Raw genomic sequence first — 25,028 nt, forward strand, 5'->3', positions numbered from 1 at the left:
CCACTTGCCAGGTATGAACCTGACTCGCGCCGAAGCCCGCGAGCGTGCCGAACTCATCAACGTTGACTCCTACGATGTCATTCTGGACCTGACCAGGGGCGAGAAGGCCTTCGGGACCACCACCACGGTGAAGTTCACGGCAGTGCCCGGATCCGCCACGTTTATCGATGCCGTCACCCACGCCGTGCACAGCGTCACGCTCAACGGGCGCGCCCTCGACCCTGCGGTAGTGTCCGACGGCATCCGGATCCAGCTCCCGGAGTTGGCCGCGGCCAACGAGCTCACGGTGGTGGCCGACGCGCCGTACATGAACACCGGCGAAGGCCTGCACCGCTTTGTGGATCCGGTGGACCACGAGGTGTACCTGTACACGCAGTTCGAGGTTCCCGATTCGCGCCGGATGTTTGCGGTCTTTGAGCAGCCCGACCTCAAGGGCACCTTCAGGTTCACCGTCACTGCGCCTTCGCACTGGGATGTCATCTCCAACTCCCCCACCCCCGCCCCGGTGGAGGCCACGCCAGGGGACGACGGCGGTGCCCGCTCGGTCTGGACGTTCACCCCCACGCCGCGGCTGTCTTCCTATGTCACCGCCCTGGTCGCCGGCCCGTACCAGTCGGTCCGCAGCGAAGTGGCCAGTTCCGACGGCCGTGTAATCCCGCTGGGAGTTTTTGCCCGGAAGTCCCTGATGCAGTATCTCGACGCGGACAACATCTTTGAGCTGACCCGCCAAGGCTTCGAATTCTTCGAGGCACAGTTCGGTTTCCCGTACCCGTTCGAGAAGTACGACCAGCTCTTTGTGCCCGAATTCAACGCGGGCGCCATGGAGAATGCCGGGGCGGTGACAATCCTCGAAGGTTACGTTTTCCGGAGCAAAGTTACCGGGGCGCAGATCGAGCGCCGGGCCATCACCGTGCTGCACGAACTCGCCCACATGTGGTTCGGCGACCTGGTGACCATGCGCTGGTGGAACGACCTCTGGCTCAACGAATCCTTCGCCGAATACATGTCCCACCTCGCGGCCGTGGAAAACACGTCCTTCACGAGCGCGTGGACCACTTTCGCCTCGGTGGAGAAGTCCTGGGCCTACCGCCAGGACCAGCTGCCCACCACTCACCCGATCTTCGCCGACATCAACGACCTCCAGGACGTTGAAGTCAACTTCGACGGCATCACCTACGCCAAGGGCGCCTCAGTGCTGCGCCAACTGGTGGCTTGGGTGGGGCCGGAGCAGTTCATGGCAGGGGTCCGGGAGTATTTCGCCAAGCACGCCTGGCAGAACACCGAGCTCAGCGACCTCATGATCGAGTTGGAGAAGGCCAGCGGCCGCGACCTGGACCAGTGGGGCCGCCTCTGGCTGGAGACCGCCGGCGTCAATACGCTCAAGCCGGAGCTCTCCGTGGACGACTCCGGGACGCTGACATCCTTCACTATCGTCCAGTCGGCCGTCGAGGAGTGGCCCACCATCCGTCCGCACCGGCTCGCCGTCGGGTTCTACAACCTGAACAGCGCGGGCAAGCTGGAGCGCGTGCACCGCGAGGAGCTCGACGTCGACGGCGAGCGCACCGAGGTGCCGGCGCTGGCGGGCCGGGCGCAGCCTGACCTGATCCTGGTCAACGACGACGACCTTGCCTACGCCAAGGTTCGGCTGGACGAGAACTCCCTCGCCACGGCAACGGCGCACCTGAAGGACTTCAGCGAGAGCCTGCCGCGCACCCTGGTGTGGAACTCCGCCTGGGATGCTGCCCGCGACGGCGAGACCCCGGCGCGCCGGTACGTGGAGCTGATCCTGGCCAACGTGGCCGCGGAATCCGATTCTTCGGTGATCCTGGTCCAGCTGCGCCAGCTGGCCACCACACTGAACTTCTATGTGGCCGAGGAGCCTCGTGAGGCCGCCACGGTCGCCGCCGTGGACACGCTGTGGGACCTTGCCAGCGAAGCACTCGGCGGGTCAGACGCCCAGCTGCAGCTTGTGAAGTCGTTTGCCCTGCTGGCCCGCAGCTCAGGCCAGCTGGACACCGTCGCCGGGCTCCTGGACGGCACCGCGACCCTGGACGGGCTGGCCGTGGACCAGGACCTCCGTTGGGAGCTGCTGGCCTCGCTGGTGGCCGGAGGCCGGCTCGGTCAGGCTGAGATCGACGCCGAACTGGAACGCGACAACACCGCGAGCGGACAGAACGCCGCAGCCCTGGCCACTGCGGCCATCCCCACCGCCGAAGCCAAGGCCGCCGCCTGGGATTCGATCGTGCTCTCGGGAGAACTCTCCAATGCGCTCCAGGGATCAGCGGTCACTGGCTTTATGCGGGTGCTGGACCGTTCGCTGCTGGAGCCGTACGCGGAAAAGTACTTCGAGGCTGTTCCCGGGATCGTGGCAAACCGCACGCACGCACTCGCCCAGCAGATCGTCGTCGGGCTTTACCCGGCGCTGCTGACCACACAGGCAACGGTGGACCGGACGGATGCTTTCCTCGCCGGCCTTCCGGCAGACAGCGCCGCCCTGCGCCGCATGATGCTGGAAAACCGCGACGGTGTGGCCAGGGCCCTGCGGGCACGCGCCGCCGACGTGCTCCCGGGCGAAGCCTAGGCCGGCACCATGAGCCTGGGCGAGCACCACTATTCCCTGACGGTGCAGTGGACCGGCAACCTGGGAGACGGCACGTCGTCGTACCGTGGCTACTCACGGGACCACGACGTCCGGATCCCCGGGCTGCCGGTCCTACCCGGCTCGGCCGATCCGACGTTCCATGGCGACCGTGACCGCTACAACCCGGAGCAGCTGCTCCTGGCGGCGCTGGCGCAGTGCCACATGCTGTCCTTCCTGCACGTGGCGGTACGGCACGGGGTAGTGGTGACCGGCTATCAGGACAACGCCACCGGTGTTATGCGCCTGAACCGCGACGGCAGCGGACAGTTTGAGTCCGTCACCCTGAACCCGCGGGTGACCGTGGCGGACGCAGCCCATGTGGATCTGGCGGAACAGCTTCACCGGGAAGCCAACGCCGTCTGTTTCATCGCCCGGAGCGTCAATTTCCCGGTGCTTCATTCACCCGTAACTATGGTGGCCTGAGCGCCCAACTGGGTCGCAGTAAGTGTCGTTCTGGGGCCTCAGAACGACACTTACTGCTACCCAGTTCGGGGCGGACGGGACTCAGCGGCTTCGAAGAAGCTCCTGAACAAGCCGTGTTTCGGTGGCGGGCGTTAGCCCTGCCTTGCGGGGGCGGTCCAGGCCGCGGCGGCGCTCGTCCTCCAGTGTATCCGCCAACGTTTCCTGCCAGGGTCTTATGGCCAGCCCGGCGGCATGGTTGCTGCGGCTGCAGAACCCCTCGTGGCCGGGCGGCAGCCAAAGCGGGAGGGAATCCGGTCCGGCCCAGTAGTCAATCCCGTGCTCCCGGAGCCAATCCTCCGGGGCCTTGAGGGCCTCTTCTTGGTACCCGGCCACTGTTTTGGCCGCCTCGATGTAGTCGCCAAAGGGCACTTGGTCCCCCACGGCGTTCAGCGGCCCGGTCACCCCACGCTGGACAGCATCGAGGACCCAGGCCGCCAGGTCCCGGACATCGATGACCTGCGTGGCGTGGCCCTGGATATCCGGGACCACGGCCGGGCCGTTGTCCATGGCGAACCTTGCAGGCCAGTAGCCATACCGGTCCGTTCCATCGCCGGGGCCGCCAATCAGGCCGGCGCGGCAGAGGTGGGCCCTGTCCCCCGCAGCTTCCAGGGTTGCCTGTTCAATCGCTGACTTGGATTCGCCATAGTTGTCGGGAGTGGATTCAGTGCCGGCCGGCAAGGGGGCCAGGAGCGGGCCGTCCTCAGCCGCTCCCGGCGTCGAAAGGTCTGCGTAGACGGAGCAGCTGGACACAAACGTCCAGTGGGCGGTCCTGTGGGCCAGTGCGGTCAGCGCCTCCTTGGCCGGGACAGGATCGCGGGCCACGTCAATGACCGCGTCCCAGTCCCCTGCCACCTGTGCGTAGCTGTTCGCGCCGAGTGAACGGTCCGCTTTTACCCACTGGACGCCGGCTGGCGGTTCCGTCGCGGATCCGCGGGCCAGGCACGTGACTGTGTGACCTGCGGAAACGGACTGCTGGGCGATTTCAGACGAGAGAAAGGCGGTTCCGCCCAGAATGAGGATGCGCATGGGGCCACGCTACGGCGCTAGGGTTGAATCAGAATAGAGCCTTATGCCGCGGGCGAACCTGTGCATGGGCCGCTGTCATCCCCCCGGCCGCCACCGGTGACCCCCCAGGAGTTTTGCCCTTTATGTTCAGCACGATGTCGCTTACACCCCCGCCCCTCACCTCGCAGCCCAACGGCATCAGCGTCACGGGCATTGTGATCAGCCTTGGCGTCGGTGTCGCCGTGTGGCTGGTGGCTACGTTCGTGATTTCCCGGATCAGCAGGCGCGTAGCTGCGGGCAGCAATTTCTTCAAGAAACCGCACTTCAAGTGGGTAGCACCGGCGCTGCGGGCACTGGACCATGAACGCCGTGTGCAGCGGGCTGAAACCATCGGTTCGCTCCTGAACAGCATCGTCGGCGTCCTGGTGGCCGTTATCACCATCATGTATGTGCTGCAGAACCTGGACATCAACATCGCACCGCTGTTGACGAGCGTCGGCATCCTGGGTGTTGCCATCGGTTTTGGCGCGCAGCAGCTGATCCGTGACTTCCTCGCCGGGATCTTCATCACCATCGAGGATCAGTACGGGATCGGCGACGTCATCGAAACCAGCGAAGTAGTGGGCGTGGTGGAGTCCATGGGGCTGCGTATCACCCGGGTCCGCTCGGAGGACGGCGCCATCTGGTATCTCCGCAACGGCGAGATCCTTCGAGTAGGCAACCGGTCGCAGGGCAACTACGTGCCGGTGCAGGACTCGCCGGAGGCCGGGCCGGACACTGCCCTGAGTGCGCCTGCCACCGAGGCGAAAAAGACAGAGCAAAAGGCCGGAGAATAGAGACATGACCACACCCGCCGAGCCGCAGCAGCCACGCCAGCTCATGCAGAACGATCCCTTCAGCCAGCCCGGCTACACGGACAACTTCTACGATGCTGTAGGCGGACATGACACGTTCGTTAAGCTGATCGATGTTTTTTACGACGGCGTCGCCACGGACCCGCTATTGCGCCCGATATACCCGGAGGAGGACCTCGAGCCGGCCAAGCGGCGGTTCCTGATGTTCCTGGAGCAGTACTGGGGCGGGCCCACCACATACGGCGAGGAGCGCGGCCACCCCCGCCTGCGGATGCGCCACATGCCGTTCCGGGTTACGCCGGAGGCCAAGGACCGCTGGCTGTTCCACATGCGGACCGCCGTCGACTCCCTGGCACTGCCTCCCTTGTACGAGGGAACCCTCTGGGACTACATGGAACGTGCCGCGTTGTCCATGGTGAACAGCCCCTCGGACGCCTGACGCTCACGCCCCTCCTGCGGGGCTGGATTTTTGACGCGCACGACGGCGGCTGGCCCGATACTAGAGGCCGCTGCCGGTCCGCACCAGGACGTGGCCGCGCGGACCGCTGAGGCGGAACCAACGGCCCGCCCGGTACAGCTTCTGGTCCGCGTCTGCGAGGAATCCCAGGGTGAGGGCCGCGAAGGCGGCCCCTGCCGGGAGGCCGGAGTCGTCAAGTGCCCGGCCCCACACAGCGGCGCGTGCGTTGTTGACGATCAGTGCCCCCGGCTGGGCGGGCACAATGCCCGCCACTTCGGTGATGCCGGCTTCAGCCGCGCGCCGGAGTTCGGCATCCGACAACGCACCCACCAACTCCCAGCCGGTGCGCGGTGCGCCGACGCCCGTCCACGATTCGGTGACGGTGGACGGCGGAACGGGCAGCTCGACGTCGTCCTCTCCCGCCCTGGCAAGCCGGTCAAGGACGGCTGAGAGCGGCACGGTTACGTCAATCGAGGAAGGTTCCGCCAGCGCCATGGTGCGCAGGCCCAGAATGGTAGGAGTGGATTCGCCCAGCAGGCGGGGCCGCAGAACGCACACGTATGCCGCGAGAACGGAACGTGCGGCCTGAAGCCGGATGGCGCCGTCGTCCACGGTCTTGGCACGGGTGGCGAAGGTGCGCAGATCGGCGAGATCACGCGGATCGGCGAACCGGAAGGACTTCGTAAGTAGGTCAGACACATTAAGAACACTACCGGCTGACGCTTGGTTGAGCAGCGGCGGGGCGACGTCTAGAGTCAATCCATGACTGAAGCCGAAACCGGACTGCTGGCGCCATCCAGCGGCGACCCCACCGAAACGCTCATCCAACTCCTTGACCTTGGTGAGCTTGAAGGCGCCCGGACCGATGAGGACATCTTCCTTGGTCCATCGCACCAGCAGCCCCGGCAGCGCGTGTTCGGGGGTCAGGTGCTGGCTCAGTCGCTGGTCGCTTCCATGAGGACGGTGGACCCGGAGCGGTTTGTCCATTCCATGCATGGCTATTTCCTCAGGCCTGGCGACGCCAACAAGCCCATCACATTCGGTGTCCAGCGCCTGCGTGACGGCCGGTCCTTTTCGGCCAGGCGTGTCCATGCCTACCAGGAAGGAGTGCCCATCCTTTCGATGATCGCGTCTTTCCAGGACCTGGACGAAGGCCTCGACCACGAATCCAAGATGCCCGCCGGCATTCCCGATCCTGAGTCGCTGCCGAGCACGGCCGACCTGCTGGGCAAGTTCGACCACCCCATCGCCCAGCACTGGGCTTTCGAGCGGCCCTTTGATATCAGGCACGTTGACCCGCCGCTTTACGTTTCGGCCAAGGGCAAGAAGGAGGCCCGGAACGCTATCTGGATGAAGACGTTCGGGCACATGCCCGATGATTCGAACCTGCACCGGGCGGCCCTGGCCTACGCGAGCGATTACACGCTGCTGGAATCCATCCTGCGCCGTCACGGGCTGAGCTGGATCACGCCCGGCATGAGTGTCGCCAGCCTCGACCACGCCATGTGGTGGCATCGCCCGGCCCGCGTGGACGAATGGCTGCTCTACGTCCAGGAATCCCCCAGCGCCCAGGGAGCCCGCGGCCTCGCCACGGGCAAGATCTTCAACCGGGCCGGGCAGCACGTTGCCTCGGTGGCGCAGGAGGGTATGGTCCGGGTCCCCACCGACCTGAAAAACAAAGTAGTTGGCGCCTTCCAGTCCAAAGTCCTGGAGCACCAGATCCGCAAGGCCGGGCGGAACTGAGGCCGGGCGGGGCTGGCTGACTTCCGGCAGGCAGCCGGCGTCTGTCGGGCAGCAGAAAAAGGCCGGCACCCTGATGAACTGCTCCCCGAAAGTTGGACTGAGAAATCAGTCCTTACTCTCGGGGAGCAGTTTTATGCAGGACAGTAGTTCGTTATCTGAGGAACAGCGCGAAGCCGCGATAGCGTTGTTCGAGAATGGTTGGGGCGCGAAGTCAGCGGCGACGAGCCTAGGGGTACGCTCGAAGGCTGTCATCCGCCTACACAACCTGTGGAGAGTTCGCGGAGGTACTGCGCTAGTGACCAAATCAACCCACCGGAAGTTCACGTTCGAGTTCAAACTCGATACGGTCCGTCGGTTCCTGGCCGGGGAGAACCAGGTCGCCCTGGCGAAAGAGCTTGAGCTGTCCTCCCCGGATCTGGTCAAGAAGTGGGCGCGGATATACCGCAACGAGGGCGAATATGGGTTGCGCCCAAAAGTACCTGGCCGGCCGATCTCACCTCCCAAGGCGCCGATGCAGCCAGAGTCGGAGCTGCAGCGGTTGCGCCGCGAGAACGAGCGCTTGCGGGCAGAGGTGGCCTTCCTGGGAAAAGTAAACGCCTTGAGGGACGAGGAACAGCGCTGAAGGTCCGCGCTGTCATCGCTCTCAAGGCCGAACACCGGTTGGAAGTTCTCCTGGATGTAGCCGGGTTACCGCGGTCCACGTTCTTCTACCACCAAGCCCGACTCCTTGCCCCTGACCCGCAAGCAGACCTCAAAGCGGCAATCACCAGTACCTTCAAGAAGAGCCATGCCCGATACGGCCACCGCCGCGTCCACATCGAACTGGTCAAGCAAGGCTGGACGATCGCGAAGAAGACCGTGCTGAAGCTGATGCGCTTACTGCGGCTGGTCTGCAAGGTTCGGCGGAAGAAGCGTTACAACTCTTACCAAGGCGAGCAGGGCGTCGCGGCTCCAAACCTGTTGAAACGGCAGTTCGAAGCGGATGCGCCGAACCAGAAATGGGTGACCGATGTGACCGAGTTCAGCGTCTGTGACAGGAAACTGTACCTATCGCCGGTTATGGATCTCTTCGACCGGCAGATCATCTCCTACGCTATTGGCACCTCACCCAATCTGGAGCTGGCCAACTCCTCATTGCGCGGCGCCTTGGCCACGCTGGAGGACGGGCAAAAACCGCTTGTGCACTCCGACCAAGGATTCCAGTATCAGCACAAATCCTGGCGCACACTCTTGGAGAACGCCGGCGCGGTCCAGTCGATGTCCCGCAAAGCCAACTGCTACGACAACGCCGTCATTGAGAATTTCTTCGGACACCTCAAGGAAGAGCTCTTCAACCGCGTCCGATTCCTCAACACCGAAGCACTGACAGCAGCGCTGCACGAATACATCGGCTGGTACAACACCGAAAGAATCTCGACCAAGCTCAAGGGCCTAAGCCCGGTGCAGTACCGTGCTCTGACGCTCGCTGCTTAGGACCCCACTTGGGGCCAGTCCAGCTTTCAAGGGCTGTTTCCAAGCGACAGGACCGCCTGGTTCTGGTCGTCTCGGGCAGGCTCTGTTAAACCCGCAGTTAGCTACTGGGCATGAGCCAAGTTAGAAAGGTTGCCGACTAACCCGAATTTTTCATCAGAGCGAGGTTGGCCGCCCGGTCCCTGTTTGGTTATGGTCTCGGTTGATTTTCGTATTCACTACCAGCTTTGAACGACGCAGCAACCTCATTCTGATTATCAAAAGTCACCCGTGGACAGACATAGATACTCCCGCAGTTTGACGTCTCAGCCAAAACCCCGCAGTGGATGCCGAACGCCTGGAACCGCCAGAACTTGTATCAGGTTTCGCCGTCCCGATCTCGCAACGCATGCTCTCAACACCAATCGAATCCCACACCGGAAGCAACAGAACGAGCGCCGTAAACCAGAAGCCCGAATCCGAGCAAACTCCAAGGCCACTTCAGCTTCGGTCTCTTGGCGGTCTTCACCGAGTCATCATTTTGCAATCATCATTCCATCTCCGCGATGGGGCCGATCTATTCCGCTCATCAATGGGTGGAGCCGCTACCACTAATTCTGGTATCCGCCTGCAACCAAGATCCCTTCTGAAAAAGTCCATTGAGCGACAATGCAGACACTCACAAATACCGAAACGAGTATGTAAATCCGTATGCGCCCTGCTTTGGTTCTGGGACTCTTTTCAGTGCGTGCAACTGCCCTCCACATGCCAAGAATGGGAACAAGGACAGGCAGCAGGGCGACCTGCATCGGAATCCCACTTCCACTCCGGTTGTATTTGCCGTCGTACGGCATCCGGGTTTCCCAAGGAACACTCGTAAATACAAAAACAGCCATGCCGATGCACACCACCAAAGCACCCACACAGATGAGACTCAGATTCCTTGCATCCTTCTTGCTGAACCGGAGTTGCTCCGCAGTGAAGCCTTCACCGTCGGACCCACCGGCAACACCAGAGCCCGTTCCGTGACTCACCACGGCTCGACTCCAGTTCCTTGATTGATTACTGCTCCACCGACAAATTTCACGCTTTCAACGATAGCCCCCACGTGGGCTCCGCCATATCGCCATCCTCATGAAAAGCCCGGGCAAAAGCCCGACTTTGATCTTGTTCGTCAAAGGATGCGCGCTGAGGCTAGTCAATGAGTGTTGAGAAAATAGAACAAGCTCCAGATGCGGCGAGGAGCGCTCCAAAGAGCGTCCAGTGAACCCAAGTCAGCACGTCTGTGGAGGGCCCTAATGAGTGGAGCTAAAATCACTACGAAGCTGCAGAGCAAGAAGACAACGGCAAGAACTATCAAAGTCAGTTTCACTATCCTGCCCTCTTCCATTGGCCTAGACCGCACCCAGGGAGCCTATTCGTGCACGCCAAAGTGGCTCCCCCTGGCCTGAGCCAAATCCCACGAAGATTAGATTCGCCTAGGTCCGCCGCCCGGCCACGGATGCTCCTACGCGAAGAAGACTCCGTCCCAAGTGGGACGGAGCCTTCTTCGAAGAGCCAATCGCTGGCCCGCTAAAGTGGACACATCGCAATTGCGAGTCCAACTTTCGGGGACCAGTTCACTGACGGGGTGCCGGCCTTTCTTTACGATCAGTCGCGGGTGAGGCGGCGATGCGTCACGCGGTGCGGCTTGGCCGCATCGGGTCCGAGCCGCTCCACCTTGTTCTCCTCGTAGGATTCGAAGTTGCCCTCGAACCAGTACCACTTGGCGGGGTTTTCCTCGTCGCCTTCGTAGGCCAGGATGTGCGTGGCCACCCGGTCCAGGAACCAGCGGTCGTGCGATACCACTACGGCGCAGCCGGGGAACTCCAGCAGCGCGTTTTCAAGGCTGCTGAGGGTTTCGACGTCGAGGTCGTTAGTGGGTTCGTCAAGGAGCAGCAGGTTACCGCCCTGCTTGAGGGTCAGCGCAAGGTTAAGGCGGTTGCGCTCACCACCGGAGAGCACCCCGGCCTTCTTCTGCTGGTCCGGCCCCTTGAAGCCGAACGCGGCAACGTAGGCGCGGGACGGCATTTCGACCTGGCCCACCTGGATGTAATCGAGGCCGTCGGAAACAACTTCCCACAGGGTCTTGTTCGGGTCGATGCCGCCGCGGCTCTGGTCAGCGTAGGAGATCTTGACCGAATCGCCGATCTTCAGCTCGCCGCCGTCGAGCGGCTCCAGGCCCACGATGGTCTTGAACAGCGTGGACTTGCCCACGCCGTTGGGGCCGATGACGCCTACAATGCCGTTGCGGGGAAGCGTGAAGGACAGGCCGTCGATCAGGGTGCGGTCGTCGAAGCCCTTCTGCAGGTTCCTGGCTTCCAGGACCAGCCCGCCCAGGCGCGGGCCCGGCGGAATCTGGATCTCTTCGAAGTCAAGCTTGCGGGTGCGGTCAGCCTCGGCTGCCATCTCCTCGTAGCGGGCCAGACGGGCCTTGGACTTGGTCTGGCGGCCCTTGGCGTTGGAGCGAACCCACTCGAGTTCCTCGGTGAGGCGCTTGGCCTGCTTGGCGTCCTTCTTGCCCTGGACTTCCAGGCGGGCACGCTTCTTCTCCAGGTACGTGGAGTAGTTGCCCTCGTAGGGGTACAGGTGGCCGCGGTCAACCTCTGCGATCCATTCCGCGACGTGGTCAAGGAAGTACCGGTCGTGGGTGACGGCCAGGACTGCGCCCCCATAGCTGGAGAGGTGCTGTTCCAGCCACAGCACGCTCTCGGCGTCCAGGTGGTTGGTGGGCTCGTCCAGGAGCAGGAGGTCGGGCTTCTGGAGCAGGAGCTTACAGAGGGCCACGCGGCGGCGCTCACCGCCGGAGAGCAGTGTCACGTCGGCGTCCGCGGGCGGACAGCGGAGGGCGTCCATGGCCTGCTCAAGCTGGGAGTCGAGATCCCAAGCCTCCGCGGCGTCAATGGCCTCCTGCAGCTGACCCATTTCTTCGAGCAGGACGTCGAAGTCAGCGTCGGGGCTGGCCATTTCCTCGGAGATCTCGTTGAAGCGCTGGATCTTGCCGTAGATCTCGCCAACACCTTCCTGGACGTTGCCCAGGACAGTCTTTTCCTCGTTCAGTGGCGGTTCCTGCAACAGGATCCCCACGGTGTAGCCGGGGCTGAGCCGGGCCTCACCGTTGGACGGGATGTCCAGTCCGGCCATGATCTTCAGGATGGTGGACTTACCGGCACCGTTCGGGCCAACAACACCGATTTTGGCGCCCGGGAAGAACGACATGCTTACGTTGTCAAGAATGAGTTTTTCGCCAACTGCCTTGCGGGCATTGGTCATTGTGTAGATAAATTCCGCCATGGTTCCAAATCTAGTGGGTTGGCGGGCTTAACTCACATTCGAGGCGTCAGGCAGCCGCCCCCACGAAGCACTTGCCGCTGGCCAGGACCGGCAGAACGATGACGGTGACGTGGCCGTCGCGGACCTGTCCCACCACGCAGTCGGTGCCCTGCAACACAGCGGCTTCAATGGCGTCCGCTTCCAGCCCGGTGGGTGTCCGGCTCGCCGACACTTCAAGGGCCGCCGGGGCAATCCCGGCGCCGGTCAGGGCATCGGTCACCTGGGCTGTGGCTGGCTTTGGTGTCCCCGCCGCCAGCCTGCCCAGCGCATCCGTTACCGTCCGCTTCATGACCGCGATGGCCGGATCCTCCGCCGGGGACGTGGCGGCCGGCTGGGTGGTTCCGGTGGTGGCCAGCTCCGAGGGGGTGGCGACTTCGCCGGGGGTGGCTGCGCCCTGACCGGCCCCTGTTGGGGAGCTGCCGGTGCAGGCTGCAAGCGCGAGCACCATCAGGAGACTTCCGGCGAGCGCCGCGGGCGCCCGTCCCGCATGTGACCCAAACCGCCGGGAACGGGTGGGGCGGCTGGTGACTGGGGTTGCCTGCCGGTTGTCCGTCGCGCGATTCATGCCGCCATTCTGCCACGCGGCCAAGCCTGGGATGGAACGGTCCCGGCGCGGGCGGACTGCCGGCACCGGGTCCGCCCGCGTCCCGTTCGGTATCCAGTGCCTGCAGTTTCAGACGGTGGATCCGGCGAGCTCGCCTGTTTCAGCGTCCACCGGGATGTGGTTGCCGTCTGCATCCTCGTGAAAAACTGCCAACGCTGCGGCGTCGTCGTCCGCGTGCTCCCCCTCGTCCGGGTCGCCACCGTCGTCGTCAGGATCAGCGGGGCCGATGCCGCGGCCGTCCGCTGCCGCATCCTGCCCTGCCGCACCATTGTCTGAGACGTGGTGCAGTCCGGTGTCGCTGGTGCGGATGTAGTTGGCCGAACCCCGCTTGAGGTCGTGCCCCACGGAATCCGCATCGATTTCGGCCGAATGGTAGACCCGGCCGTCTTTCTCCCAGCTGCGCAGCTTGAGCCGGCCCACAACGATGACGCACTGGCCCTTCTTGATGCTGCAGGCCATGTTCCCGGCAAGCTGACGATAGCCCTGGACGTTGAACCAGTTGGTGTGGCTGTCCACCCACGTACTGGTAGCGCGGTCAAAGCGCCGCGCCGTTGAACCGAGGCGGAACGAAGCTGTGCCAACGCCGCCCGGAGTTGTGGAGGTCTTGATATCCGTGGCAACGAAGCCCCGGAATGTTTGGTAGTCACTCATCGTCTTGTCCTGTCTCGAAGGTGGTGCCTTAGCGGCAGAACCAGCTTCGCGCGGACTGCACCGGGCCGCGAGGGACAACTTCGCGTATGTGCACAACCATGCCCGAAACCGCCTTGTTGAGGACAAGAGCCCGCACCGGGCGACGCTGACGCGGCAGCACGTCGGGGCAATGTAGACTTTTTATGCGCCGGATTTATGGTCGTGGCGCCACGTGCCCCAGTAGCTCAGGGGATAGAGCAGCGGCCTTCTAATCCGCCGGTCGGGGGTTCGATTCCCTCCTGGGGCACCATCGTGATGAATCGAGCCATCGTTGACGGATGCGCCGGTCAACGAAGAACACCCCCGGTCTTCGGACCGGGGGTGTTCTTCGTTGTCTGACTGTTACGAACCAGCGGTGTGAATCAGGCGTAAGGCAGCACGAGTTCCGCGTAGCGCGCCTTGACGGTCTCAATGACAGCATCGCCGTCGGCGTCCCAGATCTCCTGGTTGAAGATTTCAACCTCAATGTCCCCTGTATACCCGGCGTCCCTGACCCAGGTGCTGATGGTGGCGAAGTTGATGACGCGTCGCCGATAAAGCCCCGGGGACAGCAGCGGATCGGTCGCGATGAGCATGTTGAAATCGCACACCTGGTAGGAGGCGATGCGTCCTTCCCTGCCGGCACGTTCAATCTGCGTCTTCAGTTCCGGGTCCCACCAGACGTGGAACGTGTCGACGGCGACGCCCACCGCCTGCGCATCAAACGGGGTGGCAAGATCCAGGGCCTGGCCAAGCGTGGAGATGACGGCGCGGTCCGCTGCGTACATGGGGTGCAGTGGCTCCAGCACCAGCCGGATGCCGTTTTCCGCGGCGAACGGGACAAGATCTTCCACGGTGAGTGAGCAGGTGTTACTCAAGCTGAACTGGGAAAGCGCATTCCCCATGCCTCCATCATGCACCGTTCAACTCGGCATTGGCAAGCGCTTTCCCCAGGTATATCCAAACTGCCATACTGAAGTCGGCGCCCTAAGCGCTGTAAGTCTGTACGAACAGGAGAAGCTGTGGCTGCAAGTACCCTCACCGAGGTGGCCCGGCTGGCGGGCGTTTCGCCGGCCACCGCCTCCCGCGTGCTGAACGGCTCCGCCCGGATACCCGGCAAGGATATTGCGGACCGGGTGCGCCAGGCTGCCGAATCCCTCGGCTACATTCCCAACGCCCAGGCGCAGGGGCTGGCCAAGTCCAGCTCCGGGCTGATCGGGCTGATCGTGCACGACATCGCCGATCCTTACTTTGCCGCCATTGCGCGCGGCGTCCAGGAAGCCGCGAGGGAACAGCACAAGATGGTGCTGCTGGCCACCACCGAGGGCGCTCCGGAGAGTGAGAAGGAAGCCGTGGCTGCCTTCGCCGCACGCCGCGCCGATTCCATCGTGATCGCAGGATCGCGGACATCCCGCACCGTGGACCGGGAAGGCAACACCGAACTGGCGGCGGAACTGGACCGCTACTGCCGCAACGGCGGCCACGTGGGCGTGATCGGCCACGGGATTGTGGGCGCCACGGCAGCGGACGGCTACCACGTGGTGAGTGTGCCCAATGAGGACCTGGCCGCGCAGCTCGCGACTGAGCTGGCCGCGTCGCGGGAAGAAAGCTTCGTCATCATCGGCGGCCCGGAAGGCCTGTTCACGTCCGACGACCGGATCCGCGGGTTCCAGCGCGGCCTTGCCAGCTCCGGCCTGCCCGCCGCGGAAGTCATCCGCACGGACTTCAACCGTGCCGGCGGCTTCGAGGCCGGCCTCGCCCTGGCTGCACGGATCACAGCGTCCCAACCCGGGGGCGGGACAAAAAGGCTCTGCATCTTTGCCGTCAACGATGTTATGGCCATCGGGGCCGCCGCCGCGCTGCGCTCCCAGGGACTGCGGATCCCGCGCGACGCCTCCGTTGCCGGTTTCGACGATATTGAGACCCTGCGCGATTTCCGGCCGGCCCTCTCCACGGTGCACCTTCCCCTGGAGGAGATCGGACGGCAGGCCGCTCGCAGCGCGGCCGGCCTGTCCTCCGAAGATGCCGGTTCGTCTCCGATATCCGGCCAGGTCACACTCCGGCGCAGCACTGAAGTGGCACAGCCGAGCAGCGCCGAGTCGGTGGCCTGACCAGCATAACGGACGGGCACGCCCCCGGCCTGACGACGGCCGCGGCGCAGTTGAACGGCGTCGAGCGGCTGTTCGGCGCCCCGGCGAGCCGTCCCGCTGCTGGTGCCGGTTCTTTGCCGTCACCGATCCGGAGTACTCCGCGCTGGAGCCGGCCGCCCGCAAGACACAGCTGAAGGAAAATTTCGACGGCGGCTCCACCGCCCCCGGCGTCCTCGCCTTCGTCGACGGACAGCCGTGGGCTGGTGTGCGGCGGAACCCCGGACCTGCTACCCACGGGTACTCCGCCTCGCGGAATCAGCCGAAGGACTCGATTCCGCACCAGCACCACCCGACCCGCCCGGCGGGGTGTGGTCCGTGACCTGCTTTGTGGTCGCCGCCGACCACCGCCGGAGCGGCGTGGCAGACGCCCTGCTGCGTGCCGCCGTCGAGCATGCCCGGCTGAATGGTGCAGATGTTGTGAAAAGCTACCCGGTGGACGGCGCACAGCGGCCCCAAACGGGACCCGCCGACCTCTACCACGGCACGCTGAACCTCTTCCTGCGCGCCGGGTTCACAGTGGTCAGCAGTGCCGTCCCGGGGCGGGCCGTGGTGCGCCTGAGCCTAACCGGACCTAAGGGAGCGTGAGGATCAGCGGGCCATCGGCGGTGATGGCCACCGTGTGTTCGCTGTGGGCCGCCCGGCGTCCGTTGGCGGAGCGAAGCGTCCATTCGTCGTCGTCGTGGTAATAGTCATCCTTGCGGCCCAGGATCAGCATGGGCTCGATGGCGATGACCAGCCCCTCGGTGAGCTTGATCCCCCGCCCCGGCCTGCCGTCGTTGGGCACAGGCGGTTCGGCGTGCATGGTGCGGCCGATGCCGTGGCCGCCGTGGTCAGCCAGCAGACCGTAGCCCGCCCGCCGCGCGGCGCCGCCGATCGCGTAGGCAAGATCGCCTATTTTGTTGCCGATCCGGGCTGCCTCGATCCCGCGTGCCAAGGCGGCCTCCGTGGCATCAATGAGGGCCTGGTCCACAGGATCGGGTGTTCCCACGACGAAGCTGACGGCCGCATCCCCGCACCAGCCGTCCAGGAAGGCCCCGCAATCCACGCTGAGCAGGTCACCGTCCTGGAGTGTGTATCCGTCGGGGATCCCGTGGACCACGGCGTCATTAACACTGGTGCAGATCACTCCGGGAAACGGAACTGAGGCCCAGCGCGGGTGGTAGTGCAGGAAGGCCGGCGTGGCTCCTGCCGTGGCAATCGTCTCGGCGGCCAGCGCATCGAGGTCACGCAGGGTGACACCCACTCCGGCCGCCTCACGCACAGCCGCCAGCGTATTGGCCACCACCCGCCCGGCTTCGCGCATGAGGGCAATCTGCTCGGGAGTCTTGATCATGGACATGCAGGGAACCTCCGACGTCGGGTGGCACGGTCCACGGGAACGTGCAGTTTGTCTGGTCCCACTCTAGAGCCGTCCCGCTGAGGACGGACCGGCCAGCATTCACGTCGCCGGCGCCTCGCTAAAGTTGCACCATTGACGGATTGTCGCCGAATGAAGAATCGCTCGACAAGGAAGCTTCGGACACAGCAGCTCCGGCCACGGAGGCTCCGAACCGCGAGCTGCTGGACACCGTCCCCGCAGCGCGGCGGGAGCGGACGGACCCGGTGCGGGCAGCCGGAGCGCAGGCGTATATGAAGTCCACCCTGCCGTAACTGGGCGTCAGGGTCCCGGAAGTCAGGCGGCTGGGCGCTTCGTGAATACGCGAAGACGGACCCGGCTTGGGTGCGGCAGTACGTGGCAGAAGAAGGCACGCAGCTGAGTCCGTTGTCCCGGAAGGAAGCCCTACGGCATCTGGAACCGGTCACGACGGCGGGAGCCACCGGAGCTGGATAACCGCGCCTGTGGAGGCTAGATGACGGGACGTTCGGTCACCGGCTCGGCCGACTTCCGGAAAAGCCGCTTGGTGCGTGGATCCATGAAGATCAGGTACATGGCAAAAAGCAGGCCAGTGATCGCCGCCGCAAAGCGGGCCAGGACCAAGGCAAGTCCCAGGTCCTCGGTCTGGAGGTAGGGAAACACCTCAAGCTGGTCAGAAATGGCGTAGATCATAAAGAACGACACGATGAAATACAGGGCTTTGACCTGCCAGTCATTGCGGATGCCTGTCACGGCAAACAGCGGGATGAGCCAAACTACATACCAGGCCTGGATCATGGGCGCCAGCACCACTACCGCCGCAAATCCCAAGGTGAGTCGGCGAATCAGCCGCTCATGCTCACCCTTGAAGATCTGGAAGGCGACGATGCCCACGGCCAGCACTTTACCGGCGTCGAACACCCAGCCTGCCAGCGTCCACCCGTCGAGGCCGAACGCATTCGAAACGGAGGCGACCACCAGCCCCACCAGGCCCACTGGCGCGTACCAGATGAAAATGCTTCCCGGGGCGGACAGCCCGTTGATCCAGCCAAAGCCGAATCCATTGACCAGGCTCAGGCCATACAGAATGGCCAGGCTCAGCCCTCCAGTCAGTCCCCAGAACAGGAATTTCCGTGGCCAGCCGGCGTTCTTACCTGCCCAGATGAGGCCGATGAACGGCAGGAAAACGATGGTGATGGGCTTGACGGCAATGGACAGGGTTACGAGGACTATGCCCAGCACAACGCGTCTGGTGGCCGAGTAATATAGCCCGGCCAGCGCCAACCCGATCATGAGGGCATCGTTGTGAACGCTGGCGATGAAGTTGGTAAGGAACAGCGGGTTCGCCGCGGTGAGCCAGAGGGCGCGGTGCGGATTGACTCCATGAAGCTCGGCCAGCTTCGGCACATAAATTATGCACAGGACCACACCAATCAGCGCCACGAGCCTGAACAGCATCACGCTAGCTTCGGGCTGGACGTTGGTGGACCACACCACAAACTGCTCAATCCACAGGAACAGCTGGCCATAGGGCACAGGAGCCTCGGTCCACAGCCTGTCGGCGCCGAGCTGGAAGTAATTGGACAGCGCCGAGATGCCGTTCTCGTAGGGGTTGAACCCCTCCGCCATCAGCCGGCCCTGACCGATGTACGCGTACACATCACGGCTGAAGAGCGGGACGGTGAACATCATCGGCAGGCCCCACGCCGCGATGGCCTGCAGCGTCGCCTTTCGTGCCGCCGGTCCCCATACCCGGACCCGCTGGCCCAGCCGCAGCCAGGAGCGGACCAGGAGCATGCCGCCCACCGCAACCAGCACGATGGCCAGGGCGACGCCGATGGCCTCCGTGCGCATCCAGATAAAGATCGGAACCCGGCGGAGTTCGGAAACGGGGGCCAACCAGCCGACGCCCAGGGATCCGATCGCCATACAGACCGAGCCGACAAAACCGGCAAGGATGGGGGACCTGGCGTTGTCCACTTCCGCCGCTGCGGACTCCGGGATCACGCTGGCGGACCTCTCCCCCGTTGCAGGCACAGGCGCCGTCATCTCAGGATCGTCCAATCTCTTTGCACTCAGCGCTTCAGCCCCGTGGGCAGCAGCGGCCACCCGGGCCGCGCAGCCACAGCACAGCGGCAAAATCCTCGCCCCCATGTACCCGAAATCGTAGCATCGGACGGTTGCGCCGGAGCTAAACGGTAGGCTGGTCCGGTGCCTATATCTAACGAACGCATCGTCTGGATCGACTGCGAAATGACCGGCCTGGACATCAAGAACGACGCCCTGATTGAGGTCGCGGCCCTGGTGACGGACTCAGAGCTCAACATTCTCGGCGACGGTGTGGACGTGGTGATCAAGCCCGAGGATGCGGCCCTCGCCCAGATGAACGACTTCGTCCGGGACATGCACACCCGGTCCGGGCTGCTCAAGGAACTGCCGCACGGCAAGACCATGGCCGAGGCCGAAGCCGCCGTGATGGAATACATCGAAAAGTGGGTGCCGGACCCGCGCAAGGCACCGCTGGGCGGCAACTCCGTGGGGACCGACCGCGTCTTCCTCTCCCGCGACATGCCGGCCGTTGTGGAACACCTGCATTACCGCGTGATCGACGTGAGCACCATCAAGGAACTCTCCCGCCGCTGGTTCGCCAGGGCCTACTTCCAGTCCCCCGCCAAGAAGGGCGGACACCGCGCCCTGGGGGACATCCAGGATTCCATCGACGAGCTCCGCTACTACCGCGAGGCGGTTTTTGTTCCAGCTCCCGGGCCTGACAGCGCCACGGCCCGCGAAGTCGCGCAGCGCATCACTGCCACGCCCGGCCCAGCAGTGTGACTGTTAACCCGAAATGGCGGTTAAATCACAGTTTGAATGGCGGTTTGCCGTCCCGTTGAGGGAACCTTGGGTTCTTGCGCCATTGCGTGCTGCCGGCGCATGCAAAACGCGTTGGAGGAAACGAAAAGTACGATAACCCCAACGCTTTCAACGGCTTAGAAGCTCTGAATGTAGGCCTTACTTAGCCTCCGGCTGGTACTCCGGATAGTAACTGCGAATTTGATCCGTCGTCATGCCCGTGTTTATCATCTTTTCCAGGCTCACGAGCGAACGGACTTCTTCGACACTGGACAGTGTGCTGTTCCAGGGGCCGATCGTCTGATAGCAGTAATCACTGGGGTCGTTCATCTTTCCGGCGTCATAGCATTCCGGATGACTTGTGTCGCCAGAAACTGCTACGTCGGGTTTTGACGGTGCCGGCTCCCCCATTGCGGCATGAGCTGCAGCGCCGCCAAGCGACACCAATGCTGCACCACCAAGTATGGACAGCAAACGTTTACCTGTTGACCCCATGGTTCCCCCAATAGTTGTGCCTACGCCCCACCCTACGCGGCCCGTCCCCGCACTGCCGGGAGCACCGTCATCAGGCGATGAGCCTGTCGTCGCTGATCGCTGCCGTGCTTTTGAGGACTCTTGCAGCAGCTCGATATGACGCCCGTCCGCTTTAAGGGAACATCTACCGGGCGGAAATTTGGCGCTCCTTCGCGTCGAGGGCGGACTTTAAACCTGCTCACACCTCAATGGCTCTCGCTCCTGGTCCGAACCACAAATGCACTGTACAAATCTGGTCTACCCTCGGTGATTCTCCGCTTAATAGCTGGGCGAACCACTAAGGCGACGTCCGGCGGCTCGTGCCCTACCGGCTCCCCTCGAACGGGTCGATCACCGGGTGCACGCCGTGCTCAGGGCAGGAGAACGCGATGCGGCGGCGCTGGAATTTAAAGAAGGTCAGGGGGCCGCAGGCTCGGCGGCCGGGCTCGGTGGAGAGCCGATGCTTGCCAGGGATGTTTAGGGCAGACTGGTGGTGTGAGCGGAATCCTGTGGGTGCTGCACGTCGATCTCGACCAGTTCATCGCGGCGGTCGAAGTGCTCCGGCGGCCGGAGCTCGCGGGCAAGCCGATCATTGTCGGGGGTCGGGGCGACCCCACGGAACGAGCTGTGGTGTCGACCGCATCCTACGAAGCCAGGGCGTTCGGCGTGGGTTCCGGAATGCCCTTACGCATTGCCGCCCGGAAAGTGCCCGACGCTGTGATCCTGCCCGTCGATCAGGAGGCTTACCTCACGGCGTCTGAAACGGTGATGGCTACCCTGCGCGCGCAGCCCGGCGCCACCGTGCAGGTGCTGGGTTGGGATGAAGCCTTTGTAGGCACTGAGACAGAGAACCCGGAAGCCTACGCCCGGCAGGTGCAGGCCGCTGTCCTGGAGCGAACGCAGCTGCATTGCAGCGTGGGCATCGGCGACACCTTGGTCCGAGCCAAGGTCGCCACCGGTTTCGGCAAGCCGGCCGGCGTCTTCCGTCTCACTGCCGGGAACTGGCTCGACGTCATGGGCAGTAGGCCCACCAAGGACCTGTGGGGCGTCGGAACCAAAATCTCGGGCCGGCTGGCCAAACTCGGCATCAACACAGTCGCCGAGCTCGCCGCGTCCGACCCCCAAGACCTGGTCTCGGAGTTCGGCCCCAAGATGGGTCCTTGGTACGCGGAGCTCGGACGCGGGGACGGCGCCAGCGTTGTGGACGACACCCCGTGGGTTGCCCGCGGGCATAGCCGGGAGACCACCTTCCAGCGGGACCTGACCGAGCCCGCCCAGGTGGACGACGCCGTGAGGGAGCTGGCAGCGCGTGTCCTTGCGGATGTTGTGGCCGAAGGACGGCCCGTGGTGGGGCTGACCCTGAAGGTTCGGTACGCTCCGTTCTTCACCAAGACCCACGCGAGGAAGATTCCCGAGACATTTGACCGGAACGAAATCCTCGCGAGGGCCTTGGACCTCGCAGCCGGGATCGAAGCGGGCCGTCCGATCCGACTCCTAGGCCTGCGGGCCGAAATGGCAATGCCCGACGATGCCCGAAAGGGACACACGCCGACGCGCGGCGGTTGGTGACGGCGTCACTCGTCTGATACGTGGCCTCCGTCCCGTTTGGGGAACCTCGATGGGACCTGGCGAACAGGTGCCGGTCCCCGAAACACTCCGCGATTAGTATCTGGTGCCCTGGACTGATCGACCTGGTCCTAGTCGCCGGAAATGAGGATGGAGGAGTCGTGGCCTAGTCCTGCAGTTGTCAAAAGCTCTCCCTCGCGCGCCCCGCCGGTGGTGCACGCGGGGTGCCAGCCAGATGGGTTATCAACCGGAAAACGGCCAAGCACGCCGTCGACTTCTCGGCGTTCTGGCCAAGGAAGTACTTGCTCCCACCCGCTTCGGCAACAAGGAGCACCTTGTCCAAATCTGATTCGCCGAAAATTAACGCCTGCAGGAAGCTAGTCCGTCGCCGTAGCGGGACGCTCCAAGGCCTTGAAGCCGGACGGCCCCTAGCAGCCGCTGAGCAGGCATCCCGATATGAGCGCGGCGGTCAGGAAGTAAGACCTACGATAATTGATGGCGCTGCCCCTTCAGGCTTAGATGATGCCACCCTATCCACACTTGCCCGCAGTGCGTCGGCGATGACCTGGCCCATGTGGGGAACCTTGACCGCGATCAATTGAGTCGTCACACCAGCTCGCTCGCTAGTAATCACAGAGAACCACGGGTAAAACTCCCGAATTCTGCCTCGCGGGCTAAGTTGCCGAGAACGCCATCCATGGCTTTCAGAGTTGCGCCATGACTTCGACTTGAGTTGAGATCCTGGCCCGTTCGCCGACCAGGCGCTTTCGGAGAAGGGGTGTCTGCGAGGCGGGGTTGGCCATGCACGGCACCGCGGACTGGCACCGGTTGCCTCAGATAATTGGCCAATTCTCACCGGTCACTTGCCCCTCACATTGGTGTCAGGTCCTAGTCTAACGATCATGACTACAAACCAGCATGATTCTTCCCCAGTTCTTCAACTTCGAGTCATCGTCGAGGCCGAGGATTTCGACGCAGCCATAGCCTTCTACCGGGACACGTTAGGGTTGCCCGAACAAGCCGCGTTTGAGGGAGACGGTGACGCCCGGGTTTCGATTCTGGAGGCCGGACGAGCCACCCTCGAAATCTCAAACCCCGCCCAGAAGCGGATGATCGATCAGGTCGAGACTGGGGCGCGGCAAGGCGCCGGCATCCGGCTGGCCTTTGAGGTCACCGACGGGCGCGGCGTCACCACCAAACTTGCTGAGGCCGGAGCCACCGTCGTTGCCGAGCCGCGCGAGACGCCCTGGCGATCTTTGAACGCACGGCTCGAAGCACCCGCCGGGCTACAGATCACAGTGTTCGAGGAGCTGGAAGATGCCGCTACTCGGACCAATCGCGAAGGGTTTGGAACCGCCGCGGGACGGTAATCCATCGGGGCCCATCACTTTCGAGGAATGACGAAACGAGAAGGTCAGCTTTCCAACGAAGATGTAGAACAGTTGCGTTGTAAAGCCCGACGACCGTGTCGACCTGTACCTTCGCGCCGAGTGGCAGCGCTGCCACCTGGATCGTTGTGCGAACGGGGAACGGCTCGTTCAGGTGCTTGGCATAGACAGCGTTGATCACTTCAATGTCCTTGTAGATAACGCATACGGAGTGATCCGTCCGAAGACATCTTCTCTGTCCCATTCAGGACGGGTGGCCGGCGCGAGCTAGTCATGCTCCGCGACCTCGGCCCCGAGCACACCGTCAGCGACTAGCTAGCAGCGGGCCGCAGGACGAAACCGCGCCAGATACGAGGCACCAGAGTTCAGATCAGATTCGCCATGCCCTCGGCGGCAATCTGGGCGCGTAGCTCGCGCTCGGCCTAATCGGCCACCAAACGCTGCTGAAAACACGCCTATTACCGTTGCGACTCACACCTTTGGACGAGTCGGCTGGATTGTTGATAATACGGTTGTCATCGATACCGTCCGCGAGGAAGCAGCGATCCATGGTGGACGCCTTACCTCTGTTTCGCCAGGAACTGGATGAGTGCTTGGTTCCATTCGTCGGGGTGGCTTACGTTGCATCCGTGGGGGGCTCCGGCGATGACGTGCAGTTCGCTGCCGGGCAGGGTCGCGTGGGTGCGTTGGCCGGATCCTTCGAAGGGTACGGTGGCGTCGCCGTCTCCGTGGAGCACGAGTGCAGGGACGGTTATTTTGGGCAAGTCGTCACGGAAGTCGGTGCCGCCGAAAGCGGTCATGCACGCGAGGGCTGCTTTCTTGTCCGCCTGCTTGCATAATTCGATGGCGTCCTGGCGCTGTTGTTCGCTGACTTTGAGTTCTCCGTTGACGGAGAAGAAGTTGCGGGTGAATCCGTCGTAGAACTCGTCCTCGTCCTTGGTCAGGTCAGCGGCCATCTTTGCGGCCTCGTCCTTGGTCAGGGGACCGTCGGGGTTGTCGTCGGTCTGCATCATGTAGGGCGGGACCGCGGAAGCGAAGACCACGCTGCGGAGCCGTTCGGCGCCGTAGCGGCTGAAGTAGCGGGCGACTTCTCCGCCGCCCATGGAGAAACCGACCAGAGTGACATCATCGAGCTCAAGCTGTTCAAGCAGGGCGTGCAGGTCCTCGGTCAGGGTGTCGTATTTGTAGCCTGTCAGTGGTTTGTCACTGCGGCCGAAGCCGCGACGGTCATAGGTTATGACGCGATATCCGGCGTCCTGAAGGGCCGGCACTTGGGCCTGGAACGCTTCCCCGGACAGCGGCCAGCCGTGGATAAGGACGACCGGGCGACCCGGCCCGCCAATGTCATCCACGTGCAGGTTGGTGTCTTTGAACAATCCGTGATGTGCAGTGATTTCGGTCATGACTCACCCTTCGATGTTTTGGACCGTGCCGGTTGGAGCCAGCCTACTCAGACCATCAGCATGCTGTCTTTCTTAATCGGAGAACTTCCTGCGGGCATCATGACAGCCACTGCAGGTGAGCTCAGCCTCACGAGTTCATGGGAAACATACAGCCGGGATGCCAGTCGGGCAGTCCGTGAGGGCGGGGGTGACGAATAAGAGTGTGTGGGGTGGTTTCCTGATGGGCGCGCCGTCCGGCGTGTGGAGGACACATCCCTGCGAAGGGATTGTCATGACAAGGATCAACAGAGCCCTGGCCATAGCGGCGGCCGTTTCGCTGGCGGCCATCACCGGATGCACCGGTCCGGGAGGGGACTCCTATACCCTGCCCGCGGCCAGCAGCACCGCTTCTGCCCCATCATCCAACGCTTCGTCACAGGCCGGTCAGGCGCTCATCACGATTCGGGATTTCAAGTATGAGGTTCCGGCGTCGGTGAAGCCGGGGGCGATGGTGACGGTGACGAACGCGGACAGCGCCCCGCACACGCTGACCGCCAAGGACAAGGGCG

The 25,028-nt window shown here is 63.6% G+C and carries 24 protein-coding genes, 1 tRNA gene and 2 pseudogenes; 17 read left to right on the forward strand and 10 right to left on the reverse strand.

Going from position 1 to position 25,028, the window contains the following annotated elements:
- Window positions 1–13: 13 nt before the first annotated feature.
- The gene (gene pepN, locus ACZYZ4_RS04565) at window positions 14–2,581 is read left to right on the forward strand and encodes an aminopeptidase N (RefSeq protein ID WP_463858563.1); all 2,568 of its coding nucleotides are present in this window, start codon (window positions 14–16) and stop codon (window positions 2,579–2,581) included.
- A gap of 9 nt (window positions 2,582–2,590) precedes the next feature.
- Window positions 2,591–3,064: an OsmC family protein gene (locus ACZYZ4_RS04570; RefSeq protein ID WP_463858564.1), complete on the forward strand. Its 474-nt coding sequence runs from the start codon at window positions 2,591–2,593 to the stop codon at window positions 3,062–3,064.
- An 81-nt stretch (window positions 3,065–3,145) separates the two neighbouring features.
- Here the strand turns inward: ACZYZ4_RS04570 and ACZYZ4_RS04575 are convergent, their stop codons facing one another.
- Window positions 3,146–4,129, reverse strand: coding sequence for a Rossmann-fold NAD(P)-binding domain-containing protein (locus ACZYZ4_RS04575; RefSeq protein ID WP_463858566.1), 984 nt, complete (start codon window positions 4,127–4,129; stop codon window positions 3,146–3,148).
- 134 nt (window positions 4,130–4,263) lie between these two features.
- On the opposite strand from ACZYZ4_RS04575, the gene ACZYZ4_RS04580 reads away from it, so the two are divergent.
- On the forward strand, window positions 4,264–4,944 hold the full coding sequence (locus ACZYZ4_RS04580; protein ID WP_463858567.1) for a mechanosensitive ion channel family protein: 681 nt from the start codon (window positions 4,264–4,266) through the stop codon (window positions 4,942–4,944).
- Between the two features lie 4 nt (window positions 4,945–4,948).
- A complete protein-coding gene (locus tag ACZYZ4_RS04585) occupies window positions 4,949–5,401 on the forward strand; it encodes a globin (protein WP_463858569.1) in 453 nt (150 codons plus the stop codon).
- 60 nt (window positions 5,402–5,461) lie between these two features.
- Here the strand turns inward: ACZYZ4_RS04585 and ACZYZ4_RS04590 are convergent, their stop codons facing one another.
- Window positions 5,462–6,118, reverse strand: a complete 657-nt coding sequence (locus tag ACZYZ4_RS04590) for a DUF8185 domain-containing protein (protein WP_463858571.1) — start codon at window positions 6,116–6,118, stop codon at window positions 5,462–5,464.
- Between the two features lie 63 nt (window positions 6,119–6,181).
- On the opposite strand from ACZYZ4_RS04590, the gene ACZYZ4_RS04595 reads away from it, so the two are divergent.
- The 3 genes from ACZYZ4_RS04595 to ACZYZ4_RS04605 all read left to right on the forward strand — a co-directional run bounded on the left by ACZYZ4_RS04595 (window position 6,182) and on the right by ACZYZ4_RS04605 (window position 8,635).
- Window positions 6,182–7,162 carry an acyl-CoA thioesterase gene (locus tag ACZYZ4_RS04595; protein WP_463858573.1) on the forward strand — a complete coding sequence of 327 codons (981 nt, stop codon included), beginning with the start codon at window positions 6,182–6,184 and terminating at the stop codon, window positions 7,160–7,162.
- Between the two features lie 295 nt (window positions 7,163–7,457).
- Window positions 7,458–7,784 carry a helix-turn-helix domain-containing protein gene (locus tag ACZYZ4_RS04600; RefSeq protein WP_463858575.1) on the forward strand — a complete coding sequence of 109 codons (327 nt, stop codon included), beginning with the start codon at window positions 7,458–7,460 and terminating at the stop codon, window positions 7,782–7,784.
- 38 nt (window positions 7,785–7,822) lie between these two features.
- Window positions 7,823–8,635, forward strand: coding sequence for an IS3 family transposase (locus ACZYZ4_RS04605; protein WP_463858576.1), 813 nt, complete (start codon window positions 7,823–7,825; stop codon window positions 8,633–8,635).
- A 1,626-nt stretch (window positions 8,636–10,261) separates the two neighbouring features.
- On the opposite strand, the gene ettA is transcribed toward ACZYZ4_RS04605, so the two are convergent.
- The 3 genes from ettA to ACZYZ4_RS04620 all read right to left on the reverse strand — a co-directional run bounded on the left by ettA (window position 10,262) and on the right by ACZYZ4_RS04620 (window position 13,238).
- The gene (gene ettA, locus ACZYZ4_RS04610) at window positions 10,262–11,944 is read right to left on the reverse strand and encodes an energy-dependent translational throttle protein EttA (RefSeq protein ID WP_463858578.1); all 1,683 of its coding nucleotides are present in this window, start codon (window positions 11,942–11,944) and stop codon (window positions 10,262–10,264) included.
- 46 nt (window positions 11,945–11,990) lie between these two features.
- Window positions 11,991–12,548, reverse strand: coding sequence for a DUF6993 domain-containing protein (locus ACZYZ4_RS04615; RefSeq protein WP_463858580.1), 558 nt, complete (start codon window positions 12,546–12,548; stop codon window positions 11,991–11,993).
- Window positions 12,549–12,656: 108 nt separating this feature from the next.
- On the reverse strand, window positions 12,657–13,238 hold the full coding sequence (locus ACZYZ4_RS04620) for a single-stranded DNA-binding protein (RefSeq protein WP_463858582.1): 582 nt from the start codon (window positions 13,236–13,238) through the stop codon (window positions 12,657–12,659).
- Between the two features lie 213 nt (window positions 13,239–13,451).
- Between ACZYZ4_RS04620 and ACZYZ4_RS04625 the strand changes: the two genes are divergently transcribed.
- A tRNA-Arg gene (locus ACZYZ4_RS04625) sits at window positions 13,452–13,527 on the forward strand.
- A gap of 112 nt (window positions 13,528–13,639) precedes the next feature.
- Here the strand turns inward: ACZYZ4_RS04625 and ACZYZ4_RS04630 are convergent.
- Window positions 13,640–14,104: pseudogene (locus tag ACZYZ4_RS04630) on the reverse strand (sugar phosphate isomerase/epimerase family protein); the annotation flags it as partial.
- A 174-nt stretch (window positions 14,105–14,278) separates the two neighbouring features.
- Here ACZYZ4_RS04630 and ACZYZ4_RS04635 point away from each other — a divergent pair.
- Together ACZYZ4_RS04635 and ACZYZ4_RS04640 are read left to right on the forward strand one after the other, a co-directional pair.
- Window positions 14,279–15,367, forward strand: a complete 1,089-nt coding sequence (locus tag ACZYZ4_RS04635; RefSeq protein ID WP_463858584.1) for a LacI family DNA-binding transcriptional regulator — start codon at window positions 14,279–14,281, stop codon at window positions 15,365–15,367.
- Window positions 15,368–15,721: 354 nt separating this feature from the next.
- Window positions 15,722–15,991 carry a GNAT family N-acetyltransferase gene (locus tag ACZYZ4_RS04640; RefSeq protein ID WP_463858586.1) on the forward strand — a complete coding sequence of 90 codons (270 nt, stop codon included), beginning with the start codon at window positions 15,722–15,724 and terminating at the stop codon, window positions 15,989–15,991.
- On the opposite strand, the gene map is transcribed toward ACZYZ4_RS04640, so the two are convergent.
- Window positions 15,978–16,745, reverse strand: a complete 768-nt coding sequence (map, locus tag ACZYZ4_RS04645) for a type I methionyl aminopeptidase (RefSeq protein WP_463858588.1) — start codon at window positions 16,743–16,745, stop codon at window positions 15,978–15,980. The genes ACZYZ4_RS04640 and map overlap by 14 nt on opposite strands.
- 140 nt (window positions 16,746–16,885) lie before the next feature.
- Between map and ACZYZ4_RS04650 the strand changes: the two genes are divergently transcribed.
- Complete coding sequence (locus tag ACZYZ4_RS04650; protein ID WP_463858590.1) at window positions 16,886–17,056, forward strand: hypothetical protein; 171 nt, start codon at window positions 16,886–16,888, stop codon at window positions 17,054–17,056.
- A 16-nt stretch (window positions 17,057–17,072) separates the two neighbouring features.
- Window positions 17,073–17,237: pseudogene (locus ACZYZ4_RS04655) on the forward strand (DNA alkylation repair protein); the annotation flags it as partial.
- Window positions 17,238–17,252: 15 nt separating this feature from the next.
- On the opposite strand, the gene mptB reads toward ACZYZ4_RS04655, so the two are convergent.
- Window positions 17,253–18,809: a polyprenol phosphomannose-dependent alpha 1,6 mannosyltransferase MptB gene (mptB, locus tag ACZYZ4_RS04660; RefSeq protein WP_463858592.1), complete on the reverse strand. Its 1,557-nt coding sequence runs from the start codon at window positions 18,807–18,809 to the stop codon at window positions 17,253–17,255.
- Here mptB and ACZYZ4_RS04665 point away from each other — a divergent pair.
- Both ACZYZ4_RS04665 and orn read left to right on the forward strand, forming a co-directional pair.
- A complete protein-coding gene (locus ACZYZ4_RS04665; RefSeq protein WP_463858647.1) occupies window positions 18,733–18,930 on the forward strand; it encodes a hypothetical protein in 198 nt (65 codons plus the stop codon). The two genes, mptB and ACZYZ4_RS04665, sit on opposite strands and share 77 nt — an antisense overlap.
- A 41-nt stretch (window positions 18,931–18,971) precedes the next feature.
- Window positions 18,972–19,592 (forward strand): oligoribonuclease, encoded by a 621-nt coding sequence (orn, locus tag ACZYZ4_RS04670; RefSeq protein ID WP_463858594.1) that lies wholly within the window; start codon window positions 18,972–18,974, stop codon window positions 19,590–19,592.
- 177 nt (window positions 19,593–19,769) lie between these two features.
- Here orn and ACZYZ4_RS04675 read toward each other — a convergent pair whose 3' ends face one another.
- Complete coding sequence (locus tag ACZYZ4_RS04675) at window positions 19,770–20,105, reverse strand: hypothetical protein (protein WP_463858596.1); 336 nt, start codon at window positions 20,103–20,105, stop codon at window positions 19,770–19,772.
- 513 nt (window positions 20,106–20,618) lie between these two features.
- On the opposite strand from ACZYZ4_RS04675, the gene ACZYZ4_RS04680 reads away from it, so the two are divergent.
- Window positions 20,619–21,692 (forward strand): DNA polymerase IV, encoded by a 1,074-nt coding sequence (locus tag ACZYZ4_RS04680; protein WP_463858598.1) that lies wholly within the window; start codon window positions 20,619–20,621, stop codon window positions 21,690–21,692.
- Window positions 21,693–22,591: 899 nt separating this feature from the next.
- On the forward strand, window positions 22,592–23,059 hold the full coding sequence (locus ACZYZ4_RS04685) for a VOC family protein (RefSeq protein WP_463858600.1): 468 nt from the start codon (window positions 22,592–22,594) through the stop codon (window positions 23,057–23,059).
- A gap of 578 nt (window positions 23,060–23,637) precedes the next feature.
- On the opposite strand, the gene ACZYZ4_RS04690 is transcribed toward ACZYZ4_RS04685, so the two are convergent.
- Window positions 23,638–24,480 carry an alpha/beta fold hydrolase gene (locus ACZYZ4_RS04690; protein ID WP_463858602.1) on the reverse strand — a complete coding sequence of 281 codons (843 nt, stop codon included), beginning with the start codon at window positions 24,478–24,480 and terminating at the stop codon, window positions 23,638–23,640.
- Between the two features lie 271 nt (window positions 24,481–24,751).
- Here ACZYZ4_RS04690 and ACZYZ4_RS04695 point away from each other — a divergent pair.
- The coding region (locus ACZYZ4_RS04695; RefSeq protein WP_463858603.1) for a cupredoxin domain-containing protein at window positions 24,752–25,028 on the forward strand (277 nt) is incomplete at its 3' end.

It is taken from the genome of Pseudarthrobacter adonitolis (genome assembly GCF_055412845.1).